A 21,755-nucleotide genomic window follows, 5' to 3' on the forward strand; every position below is an offset into this window, starting at 1 on the left:
AAGCTGGCAACAGAAGAGCGCCCCTTCCGCTGACCTTTGAAGCGTCGGCGGGAGGTGCGCTCTATTCTGCGCGGTTGCAACCTAGTGGGCGAAGTACTTGACCATGGTGGGCGCCTCCGAATCACCGGGGACGGTGATGTCTTCGAAGCCTTCGGATTCGTAGAGCTTGCGGGCACCAGGGTTCTCGGGGTCGACCCACAGTGCAATCGCGGGGGCCTCTTGGGCCTCAGCGAGGTCGCAAATGTTGCGCAGCAGGCGGCGGCCCACGCCTAAGCCACGGTAGCGGTTTTCCACCGCGATGAATAGCTCGGGGATTTCCTCCGGGTCAAAACGGGTTGCCCACTGGGATTCGTCGAAAGGCTCTGCTTCCGGGTTGCCCAGGTACGCCGCACCTTTGCGCGCACCGGTGTAGTAGCGCAGCCACGCACCGCCCATCGGTACGTTATGACTGGAAACGGCGATGCAGCCGCCGTCGACAAGCGGCGACCATTCGTCGATGTACAGGCCCACGTCTGCCGTGTGGAAGTCAGGGACGGCGGCCTCTTCGTCGCCTAAAACATCAGCGAGGAAGAGCAGACGAGACAGGTAGGTCCGGTCTGGCTCCTTGGCCAGCCGGACCACATACAAAGAGTCGTTGGCGGTCATTCCACCGACTCTAGTGTGCTATTTGATCTCCAGCAATGGGGCGCCCTTGTTGATCTGGGCGCCCTGCTCGACGCTGAGGCCAGTGACGGTGCCGGCCTTGTGGGCCTTGACTGGGTTTTCCATCTTCATGGCTTCGAGGATGAGCACGACGTCGCCTTCTGCGACTTCCTGGCCTTCTTCGACGCCAACCTTGATGACGGTGCCCTGCATCGGTGCCACGACGGCGTCGCCAGACGCGGCGGTCTTGGAACCAGAGCCGCGGCGCTTCTTGGACTTCTTGCGGGGTGCGCCGCCGCCCAGCAGGAGATTGCCTGGGAGTGCTACCTCGATGCGGCGACCGCCGACTTCGACGACGAACTTCTGGGAGGCTGCTGCCTCCTCTTCCTCTGGGGTTTCAACGTCGACGTAGGCAGGCAGCTCGCCCACCCACTCTTCCTCAATCCATTTGGTGTAGACATCGAAGGAACCGTTCTCGGCGCTAAACGCAGGGTCGTTGACAATGGCCTGGTGGAAAGGAATGACGGTCGGAAGGCCCTCGACGGTGTACTCAGCCAGGGCGCGGCGTGCACGCTGCAGCGCGGTCTCGCGGTCTGGACCCCAGACGATGAGCTTGGCCAGCATGGAGTCGAACTGGCCGCCGATGACGGTGTTCTCGCGCACGCCGGAATCCACGCGGACGCCCGGGCCGGAGGGCTCGCTGTAGGAAACGATGGTGCCCGGTGCTGGCATAAAGCCTGTTGCGGCGTCCTCGCCGTTGATGCGGAACTCGAAAGCATGCCCGCGCGGGGTGGGATCCTCGGTGATAGAAAGTTCGCCGCCCTCTGCAATGTTGAACTGCTCGCGCACCAGGTCTAGGCCGGTGGTTTCCTCAGAGACTGGGTGTTCCACCTGCAGGCGGGTGTTGACCTCGAGGAAGGAGATCAGTCCATCGGAGCCGACCAAGTACTCGACGGTGCCAGCGCCAAAGTAGCCAGCCTCGCGGCAAATGCGCTTGGCCGACTCATGGATGGCGGTGCGCTGCTCATCGCTCAAGAACGGCGCAGGGGCTTCCTCCACTAGCTTTTGGAAGCGACGTTGCAGGGAGCAATCGCGGGTGCCGACGACGACTACGTTGCCGTGCTGGTCAGCCAGTACCTGTGCCTCGACGTGGCGAGCCTTGTCGAGATAGCGCTCGACAAAGCACTCGCCGCGGCCGAATGCGGCGGTGGCCTCGCGGGTAGCGGACTCGAAGAGCTCTGCTACTTCGTCACGCTCGTAGGCGACCTTCATGCCGCGGCCGCCGCCACCGAAGGCGGCCTTGATGGCAATTGGCAGGCCGTGTTCGTCGGCGAAGGCTTCTACCTCGGTTGCATCCTTAACCGGGTCTGGAGTGCCCGGCGCCATCGGGGCGTCGGCACGCTCTGCGATGTGGCGAGCGGTGACCTTGTCACCCAAGTCGCGAATGGACTGTGGGGAAGGGCCGATCCAGATAAGTCCGGCGTCGAGGACCGCTTGCGCGAAGTCGGCGTTTTCAGACAGGAAGCCATAGCCTGGGTGGATGGCGTCTGCGCCGGACTTGGCGGCGGCGTCGAGAATCTTGTCGAAGACAAGGTAGGACTCGGCGGAGTTTTGCCCACCTAGGGCGAAGGCTTCGTCGGCAAGCGCAACAAATGGTGCGTCGGCGTCTGGCTCTGCATAAACGGCGACGGAGGCGATGCCAGCGTCGCGCGCGGCACGGATGACGCGGACTGCAATCTCACCACGGTTAGCAATCAACACCTTGGTGATCTTCTTGGTTTCAACTGCCACGGCAGGAACCCTCCTGATAAAAATCGTATTGGACTGTCCACTATTCTTGCACACAAAAACATGAGTAAACCATCAAGTTCCGGTTTTGCTCTCAAAAATACTCCCGCACCAGCGAGGATACGGGAGTAAATCGGCGTGTTGAACGGAGAAGTTACTTCTCGATTGGCATGCGAACCATGTTTCCCCACTCGGCCCACGAACCGTCGTAGACCTTCGTGGACTTGAATCCCAGCAGGAAGGTCAGCACGAACCAAGTGTGGGCGGCCTGCGCGCCAACATGGGAGTAGAGGATGGTCTCGGTTTCTGGCTCGAGGTTGCCATAGTTGACGCTGAGCTCAGAAAGCGCGCGGAAACAGCCATTCGGGTAAACGGAGCGATCCCATTCCAAGTTGGCGGCGCCCGGAATGTGTCCGTGGCGCATGGTGGTGCCATATGTGGACTCGCCGGTGGAAGGCTCGCCGCCGTACTCCTCAGGCGTGCGGGTGTCGACGAGCTTTGCTGCGGTCTCGCGCATCTGGTCTACAAAGACGCGGGAGGTGGCGTCGTCGCGTTCTACCTCTGGGTAATCGGACTCTGGGAAGTCTGGAACCGTGAAAGAGGTATCGCGCTCTTCGGTAACCCACGCGTCGCGGCCGCCGTCGAGCAGGCGGACGTCAGGGTGGCCATAAAGTTCAAATACCCACAGGGCGTAGGCTGCCCACCAGTTGGCTTTGTCGCCGTAGATAACAACGGTGTCTTCCCGCTTAATGCCCTTGTCTCGCATGAGCTGGGAGAAGGAGGTTGCATCGACGACGTCGCGGGTGAGGGGATCGAGCAGCTCGGTTTGGAAATTAATGCGCGAGGCGGTCGGGATGTGTCCGATGTCGTAGAGGAGGGAATCCTCGTCTACTTCGATAACGCGCAGGCCCTTGGTGCCGAGCCTAGCGGAGAGCCAAGGTGCGGAAACGAGGCGCTCTGGGTGCGCATATTCCTGGAATGGGGGATGTGGATCGAACTCGGCCACGGTCCGGTTTCCTTTCTAAATGGGGTTTATAAAAGAGATCTCTCTAAACACAACAACTCTAACGCTTGAGCCCTTAAATTGGTCACCTTGAGCTGAACATTGTGGCGTTGCATACATTTTCTTGCCGATTGTCGTGCCTCACAATCACTGGTTATAACAAGCCTGCAGGTCAGGTGCCTAAAATGTGTCTTGAGCGGCGAAAACGTATCGGGGTTAATGCGGGGTTAACAACCCAGCGAGGAGGTGCAAACCTGCGTTATTTTTAAGGTGTGGTGCGGTACAAAACGCTTCGTAAATCGCTCAAATACTGTCTGAAACACGAAGTGTCCACAGAAAGCCGCTGGCGTACCGGACCATCACCCACAACCCCCAAACGAAAGGGAATTGCTGTGCACAAGGCAATCGTCGTCTTCGAGGTCGAGGGCGGATCTGACAAGCAGCTCAACGGCCACCGCAAGGACACCATGCCCATCGTCGAGTCCATCAAGGACGCAGGCTGGCACTCTGAGGTCGTCTTCTTCCGTCCAGAGTGGTCTGAGCGCATCTTCGAGTACGTCACCGAAAACTTCGACGCTTATATCTCCCGCGTGAACCCGGGTAATATCCCAGGCGGCGAGAAAGGCTACTTTGATCTGCTGACCAAGCTCTCTGAAGCTGGCCTGGTTGGCATGTCCACTCCGTATGAGATGATGGCCTACGGTGCCAAGGATGCATTGGTCAAGCTCAATGACACTGAGCTTGTACCTTCCGATACTGCGGCATATTACGACGTTGAGTCGTTCCACGACACTTTCCCCACCTCGCTGTCTTACGGCGAGCGCGTGCTGAAGCAAAACCGCGGTTCGACGGGCGAAGGCATCTGGCGTGTCCAGCTCGAGGACAAGTCCCTCGAGGTAGAACCTGGCACCGCACTGCCGCTAGAGACCAAGCTTAAGTGCACCGAGGCAGTGGATAACCACACCGAGGTTCGCGAGCTCGGCGAGTTCATGGATTTCTGTGACCAGTACATTATCGGTGACAACGGCATGCTCGTTGATATGCGCTTCATGCCGCGCATCGTCGAGGGAGAAATCCGTATCCTCCTAGTCGGCCCTGACCCAGTCTTCGTGGTGCACAAGAAGCCGGCTGAAGGCGGCGACAACTTCTCCGCCACATTGTTTTCCGGCGCTAAGTACACCTATGACAAGCCCGAAGCTTGGCAAGAACTTGTAGACATGTTTGCCGAGGTTCGTCCGGTCATTGCAGAAAAGCTTGGCGGTGACAACATCCCGCTGATCTGGACTGCTGATTTCATGCTTGCCGACGGCGAGAATGGCGAGGACACCTATGTCCTTGGCGAGATCAACTGCTCCTGCGTGGGCTTTACTTCCGAGCTTGACATGGGCATTCAGCAGAAGGTTGCCGCTGAAGCCATCAAGCGCGTTGAGGCAAAACACGCTTAAGGTCTCCTCTTACTTTTGTAAACCCTGTTTCCCCGAAGGTGGTGGAAGCAGGGTTTTTATATGCCCCTTATAAAGGGAGTATTCCTCATTGGGCTGCCGAATCGTGCAGCGTGTTGTAGTTTCTTTTGTGCGTACTTAATAAATTGAAAGGAACGTCTCTCATATGACCAACCCAGACAAGTTCGGAGAAAACAACTCCGACCAGAATCCACAGCACGCTGCTGAGGACGCGATGAGCTCCTCTTCCTTCGGTAATTCCGACTTCGGCAACTCCGATTTTGGAAATTCTGATTTTGGCAAGTCTGACTTTGGCCAGTCCGATTTCGGTGCTTCTTCCTTCGGCGCTTCTGATTCCTCCGAGGCATCGAGCTTCGGCGGCGCGCACGGCACCAGCAGCGAAGAAACCGTGAACTTCGGTGAGACTTCCTCTGATTTCGGCCAGTCCGACTTCAACCAGGCCTCTTTCAACAGCTCCGACAATGCCCAGGGCTTTGGCTCTGAGAACGCTCAGGCTGCCAGCGCTTCCGCCGAGCCCGCAAGCTCTGCATTGGGCTCCCACAGCGCTGATAACGCAGGTAGCGCAAACGGCGTGATCAACACAGGCAATAACAATGCAGGCAATGGTTTTGGCCAATCCAGCTTTGGTCAGCCAGTTCCGCCGGCCGGCAACTTCAACCAGGGTGGCTTCAACCAGCAGTTCCAGCCGCAGAACCAGCCGCAGAACCAGCCGGGCCAGCAGAACCAGCAAGGCTTCGGTGGCTTCCAGCCACAGGGCCAGCCAGGCCAGCAGAACCAGCAAGGCTTTGGTGGCTTCCAGCCACAGGGCCAGCCAGGCCAGCCGGGCTACAACCCACAAATGCAGGGCTTCAACCAGTACCCGCAGGCGCCGAAGGATAACTTCTTTAAGTCCCTGTTTGACTTCAAGTTCTCCAGCTTCATCACCGTGAAGTTTGCATCCATCATCTACGTGATCGCAGTTGTGGTCGGTGTTCTGTCCTGGATTGGTGGCCTCATCGTGGCCGTCACGGGCGGCTCCTTAACCGGCATCATGGGCGATCTTGCAGGCTCGTCCTCTGCTGGCGGTGGCATGGCTGCAGTGATGATCCTGGGCCACCTCATCTTCGGCACCCTGGGTCTGCTGATTTACCTCATTCAGGTTCGCCTCGTGCTTGAGTTCTTCGTCTCCAACATCCAGACCACGGAGAACACCAAGAAGCTCGTCGAACTGGCAGAAGCGGATAAGTAAGCCCTTCACCTGCCAGCTAAAAAGCCTCGGCCTCATGTGCTCTTTTCAAGAGCCGAGACCGAGGCCTTTTAAGTTTTAGGTATTCGATTTAGTCGAGGAGGCGGGCTACGCAGTCTGGGTCGGCGTCGGAAAGCATCTGGCGGAGGCGGTCGTACTCGTCCTGCTCACCGATTGCCTGTGCAGCGTGCGCGAGAGCTGCGATGGCGCGCAAAACGCCCTGGTTCGGCTCGTGGGCATAAGGAACTGGGCCCCAGCCCTTCCAGCCGTTGCCACGCAGGCGGTCGAGGCTGCGGTGGTAGCCCGTGCGTGCGTAGGCATAAGCGGTGATGTAGGCAATCGGCAGGGCCTCGTCCTCGCGCAGGCGGGTTAGCTCCTGCTCCGCCAGCAGCGCCCACAGCAGTGGGGAATTAGGGTGTGCGACGATTCCGGCCTGTAGGTCGGAAACGGAATCCGCGCCAGGATCGGCGGGCAACTGGATAGGGGCAGGGGCTAGCATGTCTTTCATTTCCATGCCCGCAACCCTACCGCCAATCCGTTTGGTGGTGCAGATGGCTAGGGAATCTAAGCCGCGTTCCAGAAGTCCGAGACGTGCAAATCAAAGGAATAGAGCGCGCGGCGGACTACCGGCAGGGAAAGCCCAATGACGGAGGAGGGATCGCCCTCGATGCGGTCAATGAACCAGCCGCCGAGAGCCTCTAAGGTGAAGGCGCCGGCGCATTCCAAGGGTTCGCCCGTTGCCGCATAGGCGGCTATGTCACGCTCGGTGGCAGATGCAAAGAAGACTTTGGTACGGGAGGTCTCCACGTGGCGCTTTTCGCCATGGATGATGCAGTGACCGGTTAACAGCTCGGCGCAGTGGCCGGCTTGGGCGCGCCAGCGCTCCACGGTGGCCTGCTCGGTGTGCGGCTTGCCTTGCAGCTGACCATCTAAAAGCAGCATTGAGTCGCCGCCGATGACAACGTCTGCGGGGTAATCGGGCGCTACCTTTTCGGCCTTTGCGGTGGCAAGGGCTGCGACGACGTCGGCAGGCGGGGCGCTGCTTAGCGACGCCTCGATGGCCCTTTCGTCGACGTGTGCTGGGGCTAAAACGGGCTCAACCCCGGCCCCGCGCAAGATGGAGGCGCGGGACGGGGATTGAGAAGCGAGGACAATTCGCATGAATTCGGCTTCAACCTTGGCGCTTAGTAGTAGCGCACGTTACGGAACGCGGACGGGTTATAGGTCTGTCCCGGCTGGCCCCAGAGATCGCGGGTAGCGCGGGTATCTGCGGCCTTGGCGCGGGCATCGGCATCCAGCTGGGTCAAAACTGCGGAAAGCGCTGCGACTTCTTCGTCAGAGGGGTTACCCTTGAGGACCTTAATCAGAGGAGCAGTCATGGTGTTCTCCTTATTACAAGACGATGTTGCCGTGCTTCTTCGGCAAAGTAGGGACAATTTTACGTTCCAGAAGACGCAGTGCTTCGATGATGGAAGCGCGGGTCGCGGCGGGAGTGATAACCGCATCCACCAGGCCGCGCTCGGCTGCCTGATACGGGCTTAGATACTCGGCTGCTTCTTCCTCAGAAATCTCGAGCTCCTGGGCCAATGCAGCGGCGTCAGCAACTGCGATTTCGGCGGTCGGCCAGGCGTAGGACAAGTCTGCGCCCAGGTCCTTGGACCCGAAAGCGATGTAGCCGGTACCGTGCGCGCGGCCCACGATGATGCTGAGCTTGCCGACGCTCGCGGCGGAGTAGGCATGCACGAACTTCGCCAGCGCTGCGGTTTCCAGCTGCAGGGCAGGAGCATCCACGAATTCGAGGATTGGCGTATTGAAGGCGTCGCAGAGGCGGACAAAACGTGCGGCCTTGACGGAGGCGGCGGCGTCGAAAGTTGCACGGTTGGCGAGGATGCCCACGGTGCGGCCCTCGACGCGGCCGAAGCCGGTAAAGACGCCTTCAACTTTAGCTTCGAGCTCGAAGACATCGTCGCAGACAGCTTCGACGACTGCGTGCAGGTCAACTTCGCCGGAATCGCCGACGATGCTGTTGAGGGCTTCGTCATCCGCAGACATATTTTCTTCGACGGAGCCCACCATGAGCGGGGCATCCGTGCGGGGGGCCTCAGCGCGGTTATTCGCCGGCAGGTAGCTCAAAACCTGCTGGATCAAGGCGATCTCATTGGCTTCGGAGCTGGCGCTGAGATGACCGTCGGGTGCAATGGTGACGTCGGCAAGCGCGGCGACCAGCGAAGCATCCTTGGAATCGGCGTAGACCGCGGTGACCTGCGGGATAAGGCCAGACGCCGTGGTGGCGCGGGCCAGGATGCGCGCCTGCATTGCGGAGGAAACGATGCCTTCCTGGGCGCGGGGCTTATCACCGGCGATCATGGCTACGATGGGAACGCCGGTCTTAATGGCAAGGTCATAAAGCTTGGTGATCTTCTCGCCGTAAACCTCGCCCATGGTGCCGTCAAAGATGGTCGCGTCCTGTGCATAAGCGCATACCTTGCGGCCGCCTACCGTGCCATAGCCGGTGATAACGCCGTCGGTATAAGGGCGGTCATACTCGCGGCCGAAGTCGGTGGAGCGGTGACGCGCCAGTGCGTCAGTTTCGACGAAGGAGCCGGCATCGAATAACGCGGTAATCGCGCTACGTGCGGCAGGGACCTCGCCCTGTGGCGCTCGGGACTCGGTGAGTTTATTGCTCAGGTCCTCAATCTTGCCAGCGGTGGTCTTCATGTCAGTCATAGATATGCAGTCTACAAGCTTGGGCGCCATACGCTCACCTCGCGGTGAAGGCATGGCGCGAAATCATATGGCGCCCAGTGCTAGTCCCCAGTGCTAGTCCCCAGTGCTAGGAAGAACTCGAGCTTAGGCTAGAAAGCCCCCACGAAGATTGCGAAGATCCGTTTTCTTCAGGTTCGCCTGGGGAAGCGGAAGCATCATCGACTTCCGGAAGTTCCACGTATTCCGGAAGCGCCGCTGGTTCTTGAAGCGGCTGCTTGGCAGGGGCCATGTCAATTCCAATGTCCTTGGCAAAGATTACTCGGGTGCCGGTATAGACAGACTCAGCATTGGCGGAAAACTCAAACACGCGTGCGCCACGCAGTGAGTGCTGCGCTATTGTGCCGTCGCGGAGACCGTAGGCCCCAAAACCGGTGCCCGGGCCGTAGCCCAATTCGATGCCGTAATAGTTGCCCATGTAGGTGTTGATGTGGTCGTGGCCGCAGTAGATTCCGCGAATGTCGCCACGGGCCTGGGCCGCGGCATAAATACCAGAATTGAAGGCGCCTACATAGCAGTCTTCGTTCTTTTCTCCTTTGATTCCATGCTTCTCTACCGCTTTCGCGTGGTCAAGCAGACCGTTCTTGAGCGGGCCGCCGAACCACATGTCGCGGTGCTCATAGGTAGGAATATGGAAGAACATAAGCCCTTCGACCTGAGAACCTGTCGCCGCGGCCAGCGCATCCGACTGCTGTGCGTACCACGCAATCTGCTCTGGGTGAATGTAATCATAGGCCGGCAGATCTGCTGCATCTTGTCCACCGATGATCTCCGGGTGATAGCGGCCAGAATCGAGAAGCCAAAAGCTGAAGCGAGCAGTCGCGGCGTCGTAAAGCGCAAGATGCGTATTCGAAGCACCATAGCCGCCGGACGAGGCAGGCGCATTCCGGTTGTGGCGGTAGGAACGCACGAACTGTGTCATGTGCTGGTGGCGCACACCAGTGCCGCCCTCCTCTGCGGAATCTTCGTCGTGGTTGCCAAAGGTAACGGCCCACGGGATATCACGGCTTTCCATAGGCAGCACCACGTTATTGATGGCTTGGTAGACCTGCTTTGGGGTGGTTGGGCCGGCGGAAATGACATCGCCGTTGATAAGCACAAACCCTGGCTGTTCTGCGTCGAGAACGTGCTCCATGAACTCGATTGTGCGCTTATCGGTTAGGTGATCATCTTGAGTGTCATTGAACTGAATGACTTTAAAGGATCCGTCGGAATTGAATTCCAGCCGAGATGGCGTTTGATCGTCTTGCGAGGGTCTATCCAAGGGAAGCGAAGCATCTTGCGCGACTGCTGTGCTCCGGTTTGAAGCTACGGCTCCAAGTCCGAGAAGAGAGGCACCTGAGAGGAAATTGCGGCGTTTAATCTTGGACATAGTGGATTCCTAGTCTCCTTATTAAATAAGAAATTTTTGAAATACAGTTGGAGACTAAGGCGCTTTGGTATCCGGGCAATGGCCGCCAGATGAAAAATAGGAGAATAGGGAGAAACTATCTAGAGCGGGACGTTGCCGTGCTTGCGCGCTGGACGGGGGACGTTCTTGTCAGCGTAAAGGCGTAGGTTCCGAGTGATAGCACTGCGGGTTTCTGAAGGAAGGATCACTGCGTCTATTAGGCCGCGTTCTGCCGCCTTGTAGGGGTTTAGCATGTGGTCTTCGTACTCGCGTTCAAAGGACTTGGCGAGCTCTTCGACGTCGAGGCCTTCTTCACGGGCCTTCTTGAGCTCCTTGCGGTAGATGAAGCCGATGGCGCCGGCGGCGCCCATGACTGCGATTTGGGCGGTCGGCCACGCAAGGTTGACGTCTGCGCCAAGCCCCTTGGAGCCCATCACGCAATAAGCGCCGCCGTAGGCCTTGCGCATGGTGACAGTGATCTTCGGTACTGTGGCTTCGCCGTAGGCGTAGAGAAGCTTGGCGCCGCGGCGGAGGATGCCGTCGTGTTCTTGGGAAGCACCGGGCAGAAAGCCTGGGACGTCGACGAGCATGACGATGGGGATGTTGAAGGCGTCGCAGGTGCGGACGAAGCGCGCGGCCTTTTCGGAGGAATCGATATCAAGGCAGCCAGCGAAGACCTGCGGCTGGTTGGCCACGAAACCGACGGTGTGGCCTTCGACGCGGCCGAAGGCCACGACGACGTTTTCGGCGCGTTCTGCCTGGATTTCGAGGAATTCGCCGTCGTCGGTGATGGCTTCGATGACGTGCTTGACGTCGTAGGGCTGGGTAGGGGAATCAGGGATGATCTCGTCGAGAATGAGGTCATCGGCGGTTTCATCGCCGAGTTCTTCATAGGGCTCAAAAGGTGAGCGCTGGCGGTTATTGGAGGGGAGATAAGTCAAAAGGTCGTGGACCCAGTCGAGGGCTTCTTCATCGGTGGCGGCGGTGAAATGGGAGTTACCGGCGGATTGCATGTGAGTGGAGGCGCCGCCGAGTTCCTCCTGGGTGATTTCTTCACCGGTGACGGTCTTGATGACGTCGGGGCCGGTGACGAACATCTTGGACTTTTCCTCGACCATAACGACGAAGTCAGTCAGGGCAGGGGAGTAGGCGTTGCCACCGGCGCAAGCGCCCATGATGACGGAGATCTGTGGGACCACGCCGGAGGCCTTGACGTTTTGGTAGAAGGTGCGCGCGATCCAGTCGAGGGAGACTGCGCCATCTTGGATGCGGGCACCGGCACCTTCGTAGAGGCCGATGAGAGGACGGCCGGTGGTTACGGCAAGCTCCATGATTTTTACCATCTTTTCGCCGTAGACCTCGCCGAGCGCGCCACCGAAGACGGTGCCATCTTGGGAGAAGATACAGACCTCGCGGCCATCGATGGTTCCCCAGCCGGTAACGATTCCGTCGGTCAATGGCTTTTTCGCGCCCATGCCGAAATCGGAGGTGCGGTGCACGGCGAGCATATCGGTTTCGACGAATGAGCCTTCATCGAGCAGATAGTCAAGGCGCTCGCGTGCCGTCAAACGGCCAGCGGCGTGGACTTTCTCGTAGGCCTTTTCGCCGAGCGGAGCGGCGGCTTGCTCGCGGCGCCGCTTAAGTTCGGCGATTTTTCCGGCAGTGGTGGCAGCTTGCTCATCCTCGAGGGAGGTAAAATGTGAGGAAATAGTCATGTTTGAAGAGTTTAAAGAAAACCCTCGGGGTTTTACACCTTGAAACACGGGTGATTTCCCTCACAAAACTAGTTTGTGCTGCTAAGTGGTGTGGGGTAAAGAAAAGCGCCTAGCTTCCTTTTGTGGAAAAGCTAGGCGCTTTAAGGTTTGAGGCTGGGGAATTTAGGCTGCGAGGCCGAAATCCATGAGGAAGAGCTCCACCTCGTAGACTTCTTCGGTGCGCGGTGCGCGGCCCGCAATGGAGTTGAATACGGAAACGATGTCATCCGTCGTGGCCGGTGTGGTGTCACGGTTGACAAGCTCCTCGGTGACGAGGGCTTCCATGGGGGTTGCGTCCAAGGCGTCAAGGCCCGTGCCGGTGACGCTCTTGAATGTGGTTGCGAACGAGTTAATCAGTCCGTTGATGGTATTCATTGATGCTCACCTTCTTTCGATCTGGACAATGAATCTTCGGCCGCTGGGGGTAGGGAAAAGAAATGTAGTTAAAAACAAAGAAACTAGCGGACGAGCTGATAAGTACTTGATAGTACGCTCGGTCCGCTAGTTTAGCAACCTTTAGTTCCGTGTTAGTTAACTTTTCGTTAACTTAACGCTTGAAGAACTTTGGTTTAGGTTCTGTCTTAATGCTTGCTGGAAAGGCCCGGGAAGAGCTCAATTCCGAAGTAATTGTGAATCGAATCCTTAGCAATCCAAGAGATGGCAATCAGGATGATTACGCCCAAGACCGCGTAGACGGTCCAGCCCAAAACCTTCATCTGGGCGGAGGCCTCGGTGTCGCCGACGATGACGCCGTCGCTGTTGCGGATTGGGTCACCGGTCATGCAACGCATGCCCAAGGCGAAAAGGAGCGGGATGCCAGCGCCGAAGGCTAGTGCCAAGCCAGCGACGCGGGTGATGGCGACGAGAATTTCCATTGCGGTCATGGCGATTCCTACTTTCCTTGGGAGACTTCGTGAGCGGAGCTGGAAGCGTCGTCGACGACGCCGTGTACGCCATTCGCGGCGCCCGGAGCGTTGCCGGTGGCAACGCCGGCGGCAACCTTGTCGTGAGCCTGCATGGAGGAGTCAACAGACTCAGCATCAGCGTCCCAGTCGTCGTTGACGTTGGATGCATCCACTGGGTTGCGGCGAGCGCGCAGCAGGATTGCTGCGACCATGGCGAGCAAGATGATGGCGTCAACGATGGCGCCAGTCAGGGTGTTGGTTGCACCGCTAACCAGGCGTGCAATCCACCAGGTGGCGAAGCCGACTGCAGCAGCGCAAGGCAGGGTGATTAGCCATGCGGAAACCATGCGCATTGCAACGCCCCAGCGGACCTGTGCGCCCTTCTTGCCTAGGCCGGTACCGAGGATGGAGCCGGTGGAAACGTGGGTGGTAGACAGTGCCATGCCGCCAGCGGCGGAGGTCAGGATGATGGCTGCGGAAGATGCCTCGGCGGCCATACCCTGTGGGGACTCGATTTCCACCAAGCCCTTGCCCAGGGTGCGGATGACGCGCCAGCCGCCAGACATGGTGCCGGCTGCGATTGCCACTGCACAGGCAACGATGACCCAGGTGGGGATGCGCTGGTCGGCATTTGCCTCACCGGCTGCGACGAGGGCTAGGAAGATGACGCCCATGGTCTTCTGTGCGTCGCCTGCGCCGTGTGCCAGGGAAACTAGGCATGCGGTGACGATCTGGCCGTGGCGGAAGTGCTCGTTCTTTACGCGCTCTGGGATGGTGTTAGTGACCCAGTAGACCAGCGCGGTGCCGCAGGCCGAAACCATGGCGGCAATGAAAGGGGATGCGATTGCTGGGATGATGATTTTGCCGGCGATGGAAGACCATGCAACGCCGCCGCTGCCGAGGGCTGCAAAGGCTGCGCCGATGAGGCCGCCGAAAAGGGCGTGGGAAGAAGAGGATGGCATTCCGAGGAGCCATGTAAATAGGTTCCAGAAGATGCCGCCAATGAGGCCGGTGAATACGACCATTAGGAGTGCTTCTCCATCGGTTGCGACAGAGAGATCGTAGGAATCAAGGTTGACGATGCCTTTTGCCACGGTTGCGGCAACGTGAACGGAAAGAAAGGCACCGAGCAGGTTGAGCAATGCGGAAATGGTGACTGCGGTAAATGGCTTTAGAGCGCCGGTGGCAATGGAGGTGGCCATTGCGTTAGCGGTGTCGTGGAAGCCGTTGGTGAAGTCAAAGGCAAGGGCAGTGACGATCACGATGGCCAAGATGATTAGTGTCGCTGTCACGGGCGCGACCCCTTTCCAAGGTTCTTCTCGAGCGAGGGAGCGTGGCGTGACGGCCGAGATTAAACTCGGCGACAGTGTCGCAACCGCGTTCCTAACTAACAACGGTATAGAGTAGACGCCTTATGGGGTTGGGCCTAATCTCTCAATGGTTGCCATGACCTTGGGTTTTACGCTTTATGTTCGGTATTTAAATCATTAGATAGCCGGTCTTTGGTGAAGATTCCCGCTGTATACATATCGCGTTAACCTATTGTTAACCCAAGACGGGGGAGTGCACCCCCGACTGATATTCATTTTCCGTTTAGGTCCTATTTATTCAGTCCTATTTATTCACTGGCTTATTGGTCCTCGATGGGCAGCCAAGCGTAGCCAAATGGCCCTAATTCCACCGGGCCCAGATCGACGGCGTCCGCGGTGAAGTTGTGCAGACACAGAAGGCCGCCCCGCTGGAACGCAAAGATGCCTGCTTCGCCCGTTTCAACCGCCTCGAAGGGGGCGCTTGCTAGCTCGGGGAAGGCCTTTCGCTGGGCAATGAGTTCGCGCACGGTATTGAGCAGCGATGTCGGATCCGTTTTTTGCTCTTCGACGTTGATCTTCGTGCCGCCCACGATTGGGCGGCGCGGGTGCGGGGCCGTGGTGAAGCCAGTGCCGTCGCCAGGGGCCCATTGCATAGGGGTGCGCACTGCGTCGCGGTCTGGAAGTGAAGGAGAATCCGCCATGCCGATTTCATCGCCGTAGTAGAAGAAAGGCGAACCCGGCATGGAAAGCAAAAGCGAGAAGAAAAGCTCAATCTTGCGCCGGTCATTTCCCAGAAGCGGAGCCAAGCGGCGGGCAATACCCACGTGGGCGCGCATCTGCTCATCCGGAAGGTAATGGCGATACATCAGCTCGCGGCTGGCATCGTCGACCATTTCGAGCGTCAGCTCGTCATGGTTGCGCAGGAAGGTGCCCCACTGGCAGCCGGCAGGTAGCTCGGGGATTTCATCCATGATGGCGTAGAGGGGGGTGGCGTCGCCAAGCGCAAGTGCCTCATATATGCGCGGCATCAGGGGGAAGTTGAAGACCATGTGGACGCGATTGCCGGTGCCGAAGAACTCCATGGTTTCTTTCGGCGGCTGGTTGGCCTCGGCCACCATGACGGCCTCCGGATAGTTCTCATCCATGAAGGCACGTAGCTTCTCGACGAACGCGATGGTCTCCGGAAGGGATTCGCCTCCCTGGCCATCACGCTCATAGAGATAGGGGATGGCGTCCAAGCGGAAGCCGTCTAGGCCCTTGTCCATCCAGAAAGAAACGATGCGGAAGACTTCCTCGTGGACGGCAGGATTGTCATAGTTGAGATCCGGCTGGTGCGAGTAGAAGCGATGGAAGTAGTACTGCTCGCGCACCTCATCCCAGGCCCATGTGGAATCTTCGACGTCGGTGAAGATGATGCGGATTTCGGGATACCGGTTCGGATCGTCTCCCCACACGTAGTAATTGCCGTAAGGGCCCGAAGGATCGCGGCGGGACGCTTGAAACCATTCGTGCTCGGTCGAGGTGTGATTGAGAGCGAGGTCCGTCATTAAACGCATGCCGCGCTTGTGGGTCTCGGCTACGAGCTGCTCGAAGTCTTCCATTGTGCCGTAATCGGGGTGGATGGCGTAGTAATCGGCGATGTCGTAGCCGTCATCCTTCAAAGGGGAGGCATAGAAAGGCGAAAGCCAGAGACAATCGACGCCGAGCCACTGTAGATAGTCAAGCTTTTCGATGACGCCTTGGAGCGTGCCGACGCCTTGGCCGCCGCTGGGACCCGCGTCCTTAAAAGAGCCGACGAGGGCCTGGTAGAAGATGGCGTTTTCGTACCAATTCATGCGAGGTCCTTTCTTTTTGCGCGCCAGAGTAGATATTCAATGGTGCACAGGCCGCCGGCCAAAAGACCGGGCCAGACGGCGGGAGTAACAGAGAAGAGATTGATTACTGCTTGGATTAAGGCAAGGAAGGCAAAGAAGCCAACAAAGCCTAGAGCAGTGTCCCACAATAAAGCCCGACGCATTAGCTGACTTTGAGGTTGAACGCGGTTCCGTCGGACAATTGGATGGCGGTAGCGCCTTCCTTTAATGCGCGAACGCTGGCGTTGTATTCCGTGGCACCATCAGTGCGCGCCGGGGAAAATTCAGCGACTTCGGGATTGCTAACCTCGGCAAAGAGACCTGTGGACTCGGTGATGACGAGGACCTCATCGATTTTTAAGTCGAAGGTCTGGCCAGATAGCTCCTCTGTGCTCAAGATGAGTGGGGCAGGCATGCCCACGGACTCAGCTTGGCTTGCTGCGACTTGTTCCTCCTCCGAAGGCGCGCACGCAGCGCTGGCTAGAGCTAGACAAGCAGAAATAGCGGCAAACCCTAAGTTTTTAAGCATTAGGCCTTCACACCTCCGGCGGTCAGACCGGCGACGATGCGATGCTGGAAGATGAGCACCATGATGATGAGCGGGATAGTGACGAGCGCGCCGGCGGCCATGGTGGCGGCATAAGGGTATTCGAACGCGGATGGGCCAGAGAAGCGGGCGATGGCTACGGTGACCGGCTCAGTGGAATCATTCGAGAGCTGGCGCGCCAACATGAACTCATTCCACGTGGTGATGAAAGCAATGATGGCGGTGGTAAACAGTGCCGGTGCCGCGAGCGGGAGCAGAACCAGGCGGAAAGCCTGGCTGCGGGAAGCACCGTCGACGCGGGCGGCTTCCTCTAGCTCCCAGGGTAGCTGCCGGAAGAAGCTTAGCAAGGTATAAACCGTCAGTGGCAGCGCGAAGGAAATATTAGGGATGATCATCGCGCGGTAGGTGCCGATCCAGTCGAGGTTGCCAAACATCTGGAAAAGCGGGGTAACCAAGGCGATGGCGGGGAACATGGAAGCCGCCAGAATCACGCCGGTAACGATGCCCTTGCCAGGGAAGTTATAGCGCGCCAAAGCATAAGCAGTAAATACGCCTACTGCTACGGCGATGGCGGTGGTGGCCAGTGAGATAACCAAGGAATTGCCGAGAGCGGCAAGGAAGTTATTGCCCTTATCAGTAGCCAGTGCATCCTGGAAATTCTCCAAGGTGACATGGGTAGGCCACGGCGTGGTGTCGAAAGTGTGGTCTTTATTGCGAAGCGCAGTAATGACCATCCAGTAGAAGGGCGCAAGCCCCCAGAACATGATGAAGATGATGCCTGCGTAGTGTCCGAACTTTTTCATTACTTGGCCGCCTTCCTATTCGCACCGCGCTTACTGCCAGAAACATCGGCCCCCAAGAAGCGAACCAGAATGAAGGCCACGACGAAGATGAGCAAGAAGATGAGTGTGGACAGCGCAGAAGCCGAGTTGAAGTTGCCTTGGCGCATATCCTCAACCACTAGCTGGGAGATAGTGGCAGTAGGGGCGTTGGAAGAAGCCGAAATCATGATGACAGGAAGGTCGTACATGCGCAGTGCGTCGAGCGTGCGGAACAAGATCGCAACCATCAGTGCCGGGCGCACCAGCGGCAGCGTGATCTTGAAAAAGGTTTGTACGCGGCTTGCGCCGTCAACGCGGGCTGCGTCGTAGACATCCCGCGGAATCATCTGCAGACCGGCCAAGATAAGCAGGGCCATGAAAGGGGCAGTCTTCCACACGTCAGCGATGATGACTGCCAGACGTGCGTAGAAAGGATCGGTGGTCCAAGCGAAGTCGGTGCCGAGCAGGGAGTTAACGATGCCATCTGGTGCGAACATGAACTGCCACAGCTTTGCTGTAACGGCAGTAGGAATAGCCCACGGCACCAGGACTGCGGCGCGCACTAGGCCGCGGCCCTTGTACTCGCCATTCATGATGATGGCCATGAACATACCGAGGATGGTCTCAAGCAGGACGGTGACCACAGTGAAAAACAGCGTGATCTTCAGCGCCGGCCAGAAATCCGTGGCAATCACGCCCGGAGGGCATTGCGCTATCTGCCCAGTGCCGGAAACACACCGGTTATTGATCCAGTACAGGTAGTTCTCAAGGCCTGCAAAGCCGCCTTCTTCAAAGATTCCTGTCTTGGGGTTGAGGTGGCGGTTTCCTTGGAAAGAAAGCCAGATGGCACGCAGGATTGGGTAACCGATGACGACGGCGAGCACAAGGAGAGCCGGCGCGATAAGGCCCGCGGCATGCAAATTCTGCTTGCGCTTCATGGCGGTGGGCGTTGTTACTGCCACGCTGGGGACGCCTTTCTGCTGGAGATTAACTGGTTGGGTAAGAGTCTAACTGGTGTGCCTGACATCAAAGACAATGCGGGGCGTGCGCGAGCACACAAGCTCACCCACGCCCCGCATGGCGCCTCCTTCTTGAGCCTTCCTACAAGAAGAAAGGAGCTGCAAGGAGCATAAAAATTTATCCCTGGGAAGCAGCCTCGATGGCGGCCTTCATGTCCTTGGTTGCATCGTCCACGGACTTGTCAGCGGTCAAAGCTGCATAAGCGTTATCCTGCACGGCCTTGGAAATAGCGGTGTAGAACGGGGAAACCGGACGCGGCGCTGCGTTCTCGAGGGATTCCTTGAGAGCTGGCAGGTACGGGAACTGCTCAATGAGGGCTGGGTCATCGTAGACGGAAGCCAGAACCGGTGGGAAGGAAGCCTCAGCGAAGGACTTCTGGTTTTCCTCGTTGATGATGAACTTCATGAAGTCCAGTGCGGTGGCCTTCTTCTCAGAGTTGATGTTGATGCCGTTGTTGTAGCCACCCAGGGTGGAAACACCGACGCCGTCCTTGCCTACCAGCGGCTGGACCTCGAACTTCACGCCAGCATCTTCAGCGTTGGTGTACATGTACGGCCAGTTGATTGCGAAAGCAGACTTGCCCTCGGTGAAGGCTAGGTTGGTCTCCTCCTCGGTGGCGGCGGTGGAGTCCTTGGAGATGACGCCGTCCTTGTAGGCGTCGACAAGTGCCTGCAGACCAGCCTTGGACTCTGTGGAATCCACGGAAGGAGCGCCATCATCAGAAAGAACGGAGCCGCCCCAGCCCTCCATGAAGCCGGCGGTGTTAACGGTCAGACCCTCGTACTGCTTGAGCTGGGTGGTCAGACAGGAGGTGTCTTTCTTGAGCGCCTCACACGCGGACTTCAGATCAGCGAACTTCTCCGGAGCCTTGTCTGCCAAGTCGGTGTTACGGAACAGCAGCTGGCCGTTGGTGTTCTGCGGCAGTGCGTAGAGGGTGTCGTTGTAGGTTGCAGACTCAACGGTGGAATCCAGCAAACCATCGGTATCAACCTCAAGGTCATCGGTCAGCGGTGCGAGCCACTGGTTGGCTGCGAACTCTGCGGTCCAGACGACGTCGAGTGCCATGACGTCGTAGTCAGAGTTGCCTGCCTGCAGGGACTGAACCAAGGTGTCGCGCTGTGCGTCAGCCTCACCGGCCAGTTCCTTCAAGGTGACCTTTTCTTCTGGGTGCTCCTTGTTCCACTTTTCAATGATCGGCTGGATCTTGTCAGTGTCATTCTTACCCATCGCGAAGGTGATAGGGCCGCGGCCGTCGGCACCGTCTACGGAGCCCTGTGCGGCGGAATCGGATGAGCCTTCGTCGGAGGAGCAGCCTGCCAGAGCCAGCGCAAGAGCAGCGGTGGTTACGACGGCGCCCTTCTGGACGGTACGAAGGTGAGAGCGAAGTACGGACTTCTTCATGGGCAATAAACCTTTCGGAAAACTTCTTGTGCCTTAAAAATAAGTTACAGTGTCCACACTTCGTGGAATTTTTGACCTAATTCACTAAGTGGAAATGAGCCTTCCTGCAAAAGGCCTGCAGAAAAGGAAAAGTTGGGGGTGGTTATTACCCCCCAACAACTCTTTGCAGTTTTGGACTATCGCTCGATGCGTTCGCCCGTTTCGGGGTCGAAATGGTGCGCATTTTTCACATCAAAAGAGAGAAGGACTTCCTCGCCGCGCTGTGGAGTGCGGCCCTTGTCAGCGCGGGCCACGAAGCGCTGCTCGCCCACATTGATATAGACGAAGGACTCGGCGCCGAGTTCCTCGACGATGTCGACGGTGCCGGGGATGCCGACCGGGCCGTCGATGATGCGCATGTCTTCTGGGCGAATGCCGATGCGGCCGCCGTCGTAGTCAAAGATATTCATCGCGGGCGATCCGATGAAGCCGGCGACGAACTCGTTGACCGGGGCGTCGTAAAGCTCACGCGGGGAGGCCACCTGCTGCAGGACACCATCTTTGAGCACAGCAACGCGATCGCCCATGGTCATCGCTTCGACTTGGTCGTGCGTGACATAAACCGTGGTGGTGCCGAGGCGTTGCTGCAGGCTGGCTAGCTCCGAACGGGTCTGCACACGCAGCTTGGCGTCAAGGTTGGACAAAGGCTCATCCATCAAAAAGACCTTTGGATTACGCACGATGGCACGGCCCATGGCCACGCGCTGGCGCTGACCACCGGAAAGATCCTTCGGTTTGCGGTCCAGGTACTCGCTAAGGCCCAAGATATCGGCAGCTTCTTCTACCTTTTTCTTGAGCTCATCCTTTGGCATCTTCGCCAGCTTTAGCGCGAAACCCATGTTCTCAGCCACGGTGAGGTGCGGATAAAGGGCGTAGTTCTGGAAGACCATTGCGATATCGCGATCGCCAGGTTCCAAACCGGTGACGTCTTTATCATCGATCAAGATGCGGCCACTCGAGGTCGGCTCCAAACCTGCAAGCGAACGAAGCGTCGTGGACTTTCCGCAGCCTGAGGGGCCGACCAACACCAAGAATTCGCCGTCTGCGATTTCCAGGTCAAGGTCTTTGACCGTGGGGGCTGCGGCGTTGGGGTAGGTGATGTTGACCTTTTCAAAAGTGACCTTTGCCATGCGCCTACACTAGCACCCCCGCTAAATCACATATGCTGGTTGGCGCCATGAAAAAGCTTATTCCTCTCTTTGTCCCTCTTTTTGTTCTCCCCTTAGCCAGCTGCTCCGGCGCTGCTTCTGAGGACGTTGCCGCACCAATGACCACCGTCGCCGCATCCCAGACTTCTTCCGAATCCGCTCAAACTTCTGCCGCGCCGAGTAGCGAGCCGAATAAAGAATCGGAAAAGCCTTCCAGCTCTGCGACACTCGCACCGCGCGATACCACTTTCAAAAAGATCTTCGGTGAGCAGGCTGATGCCAACGCTGCGCGCGGCTATTTGGAAGAAAACGGCCACTTCGATCGCGCCCTTATGAAGGACAGTCTTACTGCCGCGGGGCTTAACATCTCTGATTCTGAGGTCACTGAATATGGCCAGTGGGTTTGTGAATGGGTGGATCCTGAAATTCGCTACACCGCCGTCATGGAAGGCGATGGCCGCTCGCTGACGGGGGATAAGCGTTTTATCTACGACAAGCTCATTGTTGACACCGTGGAATGGCTGCCGGGTAACCGCGGCATAACCATCTCCCCGGAACAGGTGGAAAAGGCGCTGCCGCAGGCAGTCTTGACTAGCTGCTTGGATGAAAGGACCGCGCAGGAAATCCTGCATAAGCCAAACTGGTTCTAGCCTTTGTGCTGCGTGTAAACATGCATGCGGCAT

General features: G+C 58.1%; 22 protein-coding genes. 3 read left to right on the forward strand and 19 right to left on the reverse strand.

Translation table 11 applies throughout. The features are described from left to right. Positions 1-81 precede the first annotated feature (81 nt). The 3 genes from HMPREF3158_RS12055 to HMPREF3158_RS12065 form a co-directional block, all read right to left on the reverse strand. Positions 82-645: a GNAT family N-acetyltransferase gene (locus HMPREF3158_RS12055; RefSeq protein WP_062035765.1), complete on the reverse strand. Its 564-nt coding sequence runs from the start codon at positions 643-645 to the stop codon at positions 82-84. Positions 646-663: 18 nt separating this feature from the next. After that, positions 664-2,433 carry an acetyl/propionyl/methylcrotonyl-CoA carboxylase subunit alpha gene (locus HMPREF3158_RS12060; protein ID WP_070498685.1) on the reverse strand — a complete coding sequence of 590 codons (1,770 nt, stop codon included), beginning with the start codon at positions 2,431-2,433 and terminating at the stop codon, positions 664-666. Positions 2,434-2,584: 151 nt separating this feature from the next. Beyond that, positions 2,585-3,436, reverse strand: a complete 852-nt coding sequence (locus tag HMPREF3158_RS12065; protein ID WP_070455560.1) for a sulfurtransferase — start codon at positions 3,434-3,436, stop codon at positions 2,585-2,587. A 389-nt stretch (positions 3,437-3,825) separates the two neighbouring features. Here HMPREF3158_RS12065 and HMPREF3158_RS12070 point away from each other — a divergent pair, with 389 nt between their 5' ends. Both HMPREF3158_RS12070 and HMPREF3158_RS12075 read left to right on the forward strand, forming a co-directional pair. After that, on the forward strand, positions 3,826-4,878 hold the full coding sequence (locus HMPREF3158_RS12070; protein WP_070498686.1) for a Cj0069 family protein: 1,053 nt from the start codon (positions 3,826-3,828) through the stop codon (positions 4,876-4,878). A 163-nt stretch (positions 4,879-5,041) separates the two neighbouring features. Further along, a complete protein-coding gene (locus HMPREF3158_RS12075) occupies positions 5,042-6,124 on the forward strand; it encodes a DUF4282 domain-containing protein (protein WP_070498688.1) in 1,083 nt (360 codons plus the stop codon). Between the two features lie 88 nt (positions 6,125-6,212). Here HMPREF3158_RS12075 and HMPREF3158_RS12080 read toward each other — a convergent pair whose 3' ends face one another. The 16 genes from HMPREF3158_RS12080 to HMPREF3158_RS12155 all read right to left on the reverse strand — a co-directional run bounded on the left by HMPREF3158_RS12080 (position 6,213) and on the right by HMPREF3158_RS12155 (position 21,054). Next, on the reverse strand, positions 6,213-6,635 hold the full coding sequence (locus tag HMPREF3158_RS12080) for a DUF3151 domain-containing protein (RefSeq protein WP_070498690.1): 423 nt from the start codon (positions 6,633-6,635) through the stop codon (positions 6,213-6,215). Between the two features lie 50 nt (positions 6,636-6,685). After that, positions 6,686-7,282 (reverse strand): Maf family protein, encoded by a 597-nt coding sequence (locus HMPREF3158_RS12085; protein ID WP_062035759.1) that lies wholly within the window; start codon positions 7,280-7,282, stop codon positions 6,686-6,688. Between the two features lie 23 nt (positions 7,283-7,305). Next, on the reverse strand, positions 7,306-7,500 hold the full coding sequence (locus tag HMPREF3158_RS12090) for an acyl-CoA carboxylase subunit epsilon (RefSeq protein WP_061920746.1): 195 nt from the start codon (positions 7,498-7,500) through the stop codon (positions 7,306-7,308). 13 nt (positions 7,501-7,513) lie between these two features. Then, positions 7,514-8,848: a carboxyl transferase domain-containing protein gene (locus tag HMPREF3158_RS12095; RefSeq protein WP_062035758.1), complete on the reverse strand. Its 1,335-nt coding sequence runs from the start codon at positions 8,846-8,848 to the stop codon at positions 7,514-7,516. A gap of 106 nt (positions 8,849-8,954) precedes the next feature. Next, on the reverse strand, positions 8,955-10,148 hold the full coding sequence (locus HMPREF3158_RS12100; protein WP_235591310.1) for a metallophosphoesterase family protein: 1,194 nt from the start codon (positions 10,146-10,148) through the stop codon (positions 8,955-8,957). 227 nt (positions 10,149-10,375) lie between these two features. After that, positions 10,376-11,989, reverse strand: a complete 1,614-nt coding sequence (locus tag HMPREF3158_RS12105; protein WP_070498693.1) for an acyl-CoA carboxylase subunit beta — start codon at positions 11,987-11,989, stop codon at positions 10,376-10,378. 162 nt (positions 11,990-12,151) lie between these two features. After that, the gene (locus tag HMPREF3158_RS12110; protein WP_062035756.1) at positions 12,152-12,403 is read right to left on the reverse strand and encodes a hypothetical protein; all 252 of its coding nucleotides are present in this window, start codon (positions 12,401-12,403) and stop codon (positions 12,152-12,154) included. A gap of 206 nt (positions 12,404-12,609) precedes the next feature. Next, the gene (locus tag HMPREF3158_RS12115) at positions 12,610-12,912 is read right to left on the reverse strand and encodes a hypothetical protein (protein WP_061920753.1); all 303 of its coding nucleotides are present in this window, start codon (positions 12,910-12,912) and stop codon (positions 12,610-12,612) included. An 8-nt stretch (positions 12,913-12,920) separates the two neighbouring features. Further along, complete coding sequence (locus HMPREF3158_RS12120) at positions 12,921-14,225, reverse strand: inorganic phosphate transporter (RefSeq protein ID WP_070498695.1); 1,305 nt, start codon at positions 14,223-14,225, stop codon at positions 12,921-12,923. Positions 14,226-14,563: 338 nt separating this feature from the next. Continuing rightward, entirely contained in the window at positions 14,564-16,078 is a 1,515-nt protein-coding gene (treS, locus tag HMPREF3158_RS12125; protein WP_061920758.1) for a maltose alpha-D-glucosyltransferase, read from the reverse strand. Continuing rightward, the gene (locus HMPREF3158_RS13240; RefSeq protein ID WP_070498697.1) at positions 16,075-16,260 is read right to left on the reverse strand and encodes a hypothetical protein; all 186 of its coding nucleotides are present in this window, start codon (positions 16,258-16,260) and stop codon (positions 16,075-16,077) included. The genes treS and HMPREF3158_RS13240 overlap by 4 nt, the downstream gene beginning before the upstream one ends. Continuing rightward, the gene (locus tag HMPREF3158_RS12135; RefSeq protein WP_062035753.1) at positions 16,260-16,625 is read right to left on the reverse strand and encodes a hypothetical protein; all 366 of its coding nucleotides are present in this window, start codon (positions 16,623-16,625) and stop codon (positions 16,260-16,262) included. Before HMPREF3158_RS12135 ends, HMPREF3158_RS13240 begins: the two co-directional genes overlap by 1 nt. Beyond that, a complete protein-coding gene (locus HMPREF3158_RS12140) occupies positions 16,625-17,446 on the reverse strand; it encodes a carbohydrate ABC transporter permease (RefSeq protein ID WP_070498699.1) in 822 nt (273 codons plus the stop codon). The genes HMPREF3158_RS12135 and HMPREF3158_RS12140 overlap by 1 nt, the downstream gene beginning before the upstream one ends. Beyond that, positions 17,446-18,402: a carbohydrate ABC transporter permease gene (locus tag HMPREF3158_RS12145; protein ID WP_062035752.1), complete on the reverse strand. Its 957-nt coding sequence runs from the start codon at positions 18,400-18,402 to the stop codon at positions 17,446-17,448. Before HMPREF3158_RS12145 ends, HMPREF3158_RS12140 begins: the two co-directional genes overlap by 1 nt. A gap of 199 nt (positions 18,403-18,601) precedes the next feature. Next, positions 18,602-19,885 (reverse strand): ABC transporter substrate-binding protein, encoded by a 1,284-nt coding sequence (locus tag HMPREF3158_RS12150; RefSeq protein WP_062035751.1) that lies wholly within the window; start codon positions 19,883-19,885, stop codon positions 18,602-18,604. Positions 19,886-20,061: 176 nt separating this feature from the next. Then, positions 20,062-21,054, reverse strand: coding sequence for an ABC transporter ATP-binding protein (locus tag HMPREF3158_RS12155; RefSeq protein ID WP_062035750.1), 993 nt, complete (start codon positions 21,052-21,054; stop codon positions 20,062-20,064). A 47-nt stretch (positions 21,055-21,101) separates the two neighbouring features. Here HMPREF3158_RS12155 and HMPREF3158_RS12160 point away from each other — a divergent pair, with 47 nt between their 5' ends. Then, positions 21,102-21,722, forward strand: a complete 621-nt coding sequence (locus HMPREF3158_RS12160) for a hypothetical protein (protein WP_070498745.1) — start codon at positions 21,102-21,104, stop codon at positions 21,720-21,722. Positions 21,723-21,755 lie beyond the last annotated feature (33 nt).

This window comes from Corynebacterium sp. HMSC06G04 (assembly GCF_001807365.1).
GTDB lineage: Bacteria > Actinomycetota > Actinomycetes > Mycobacteriales > Mycobacteriaceae > Corynebacterium > Corynebacterium simulans.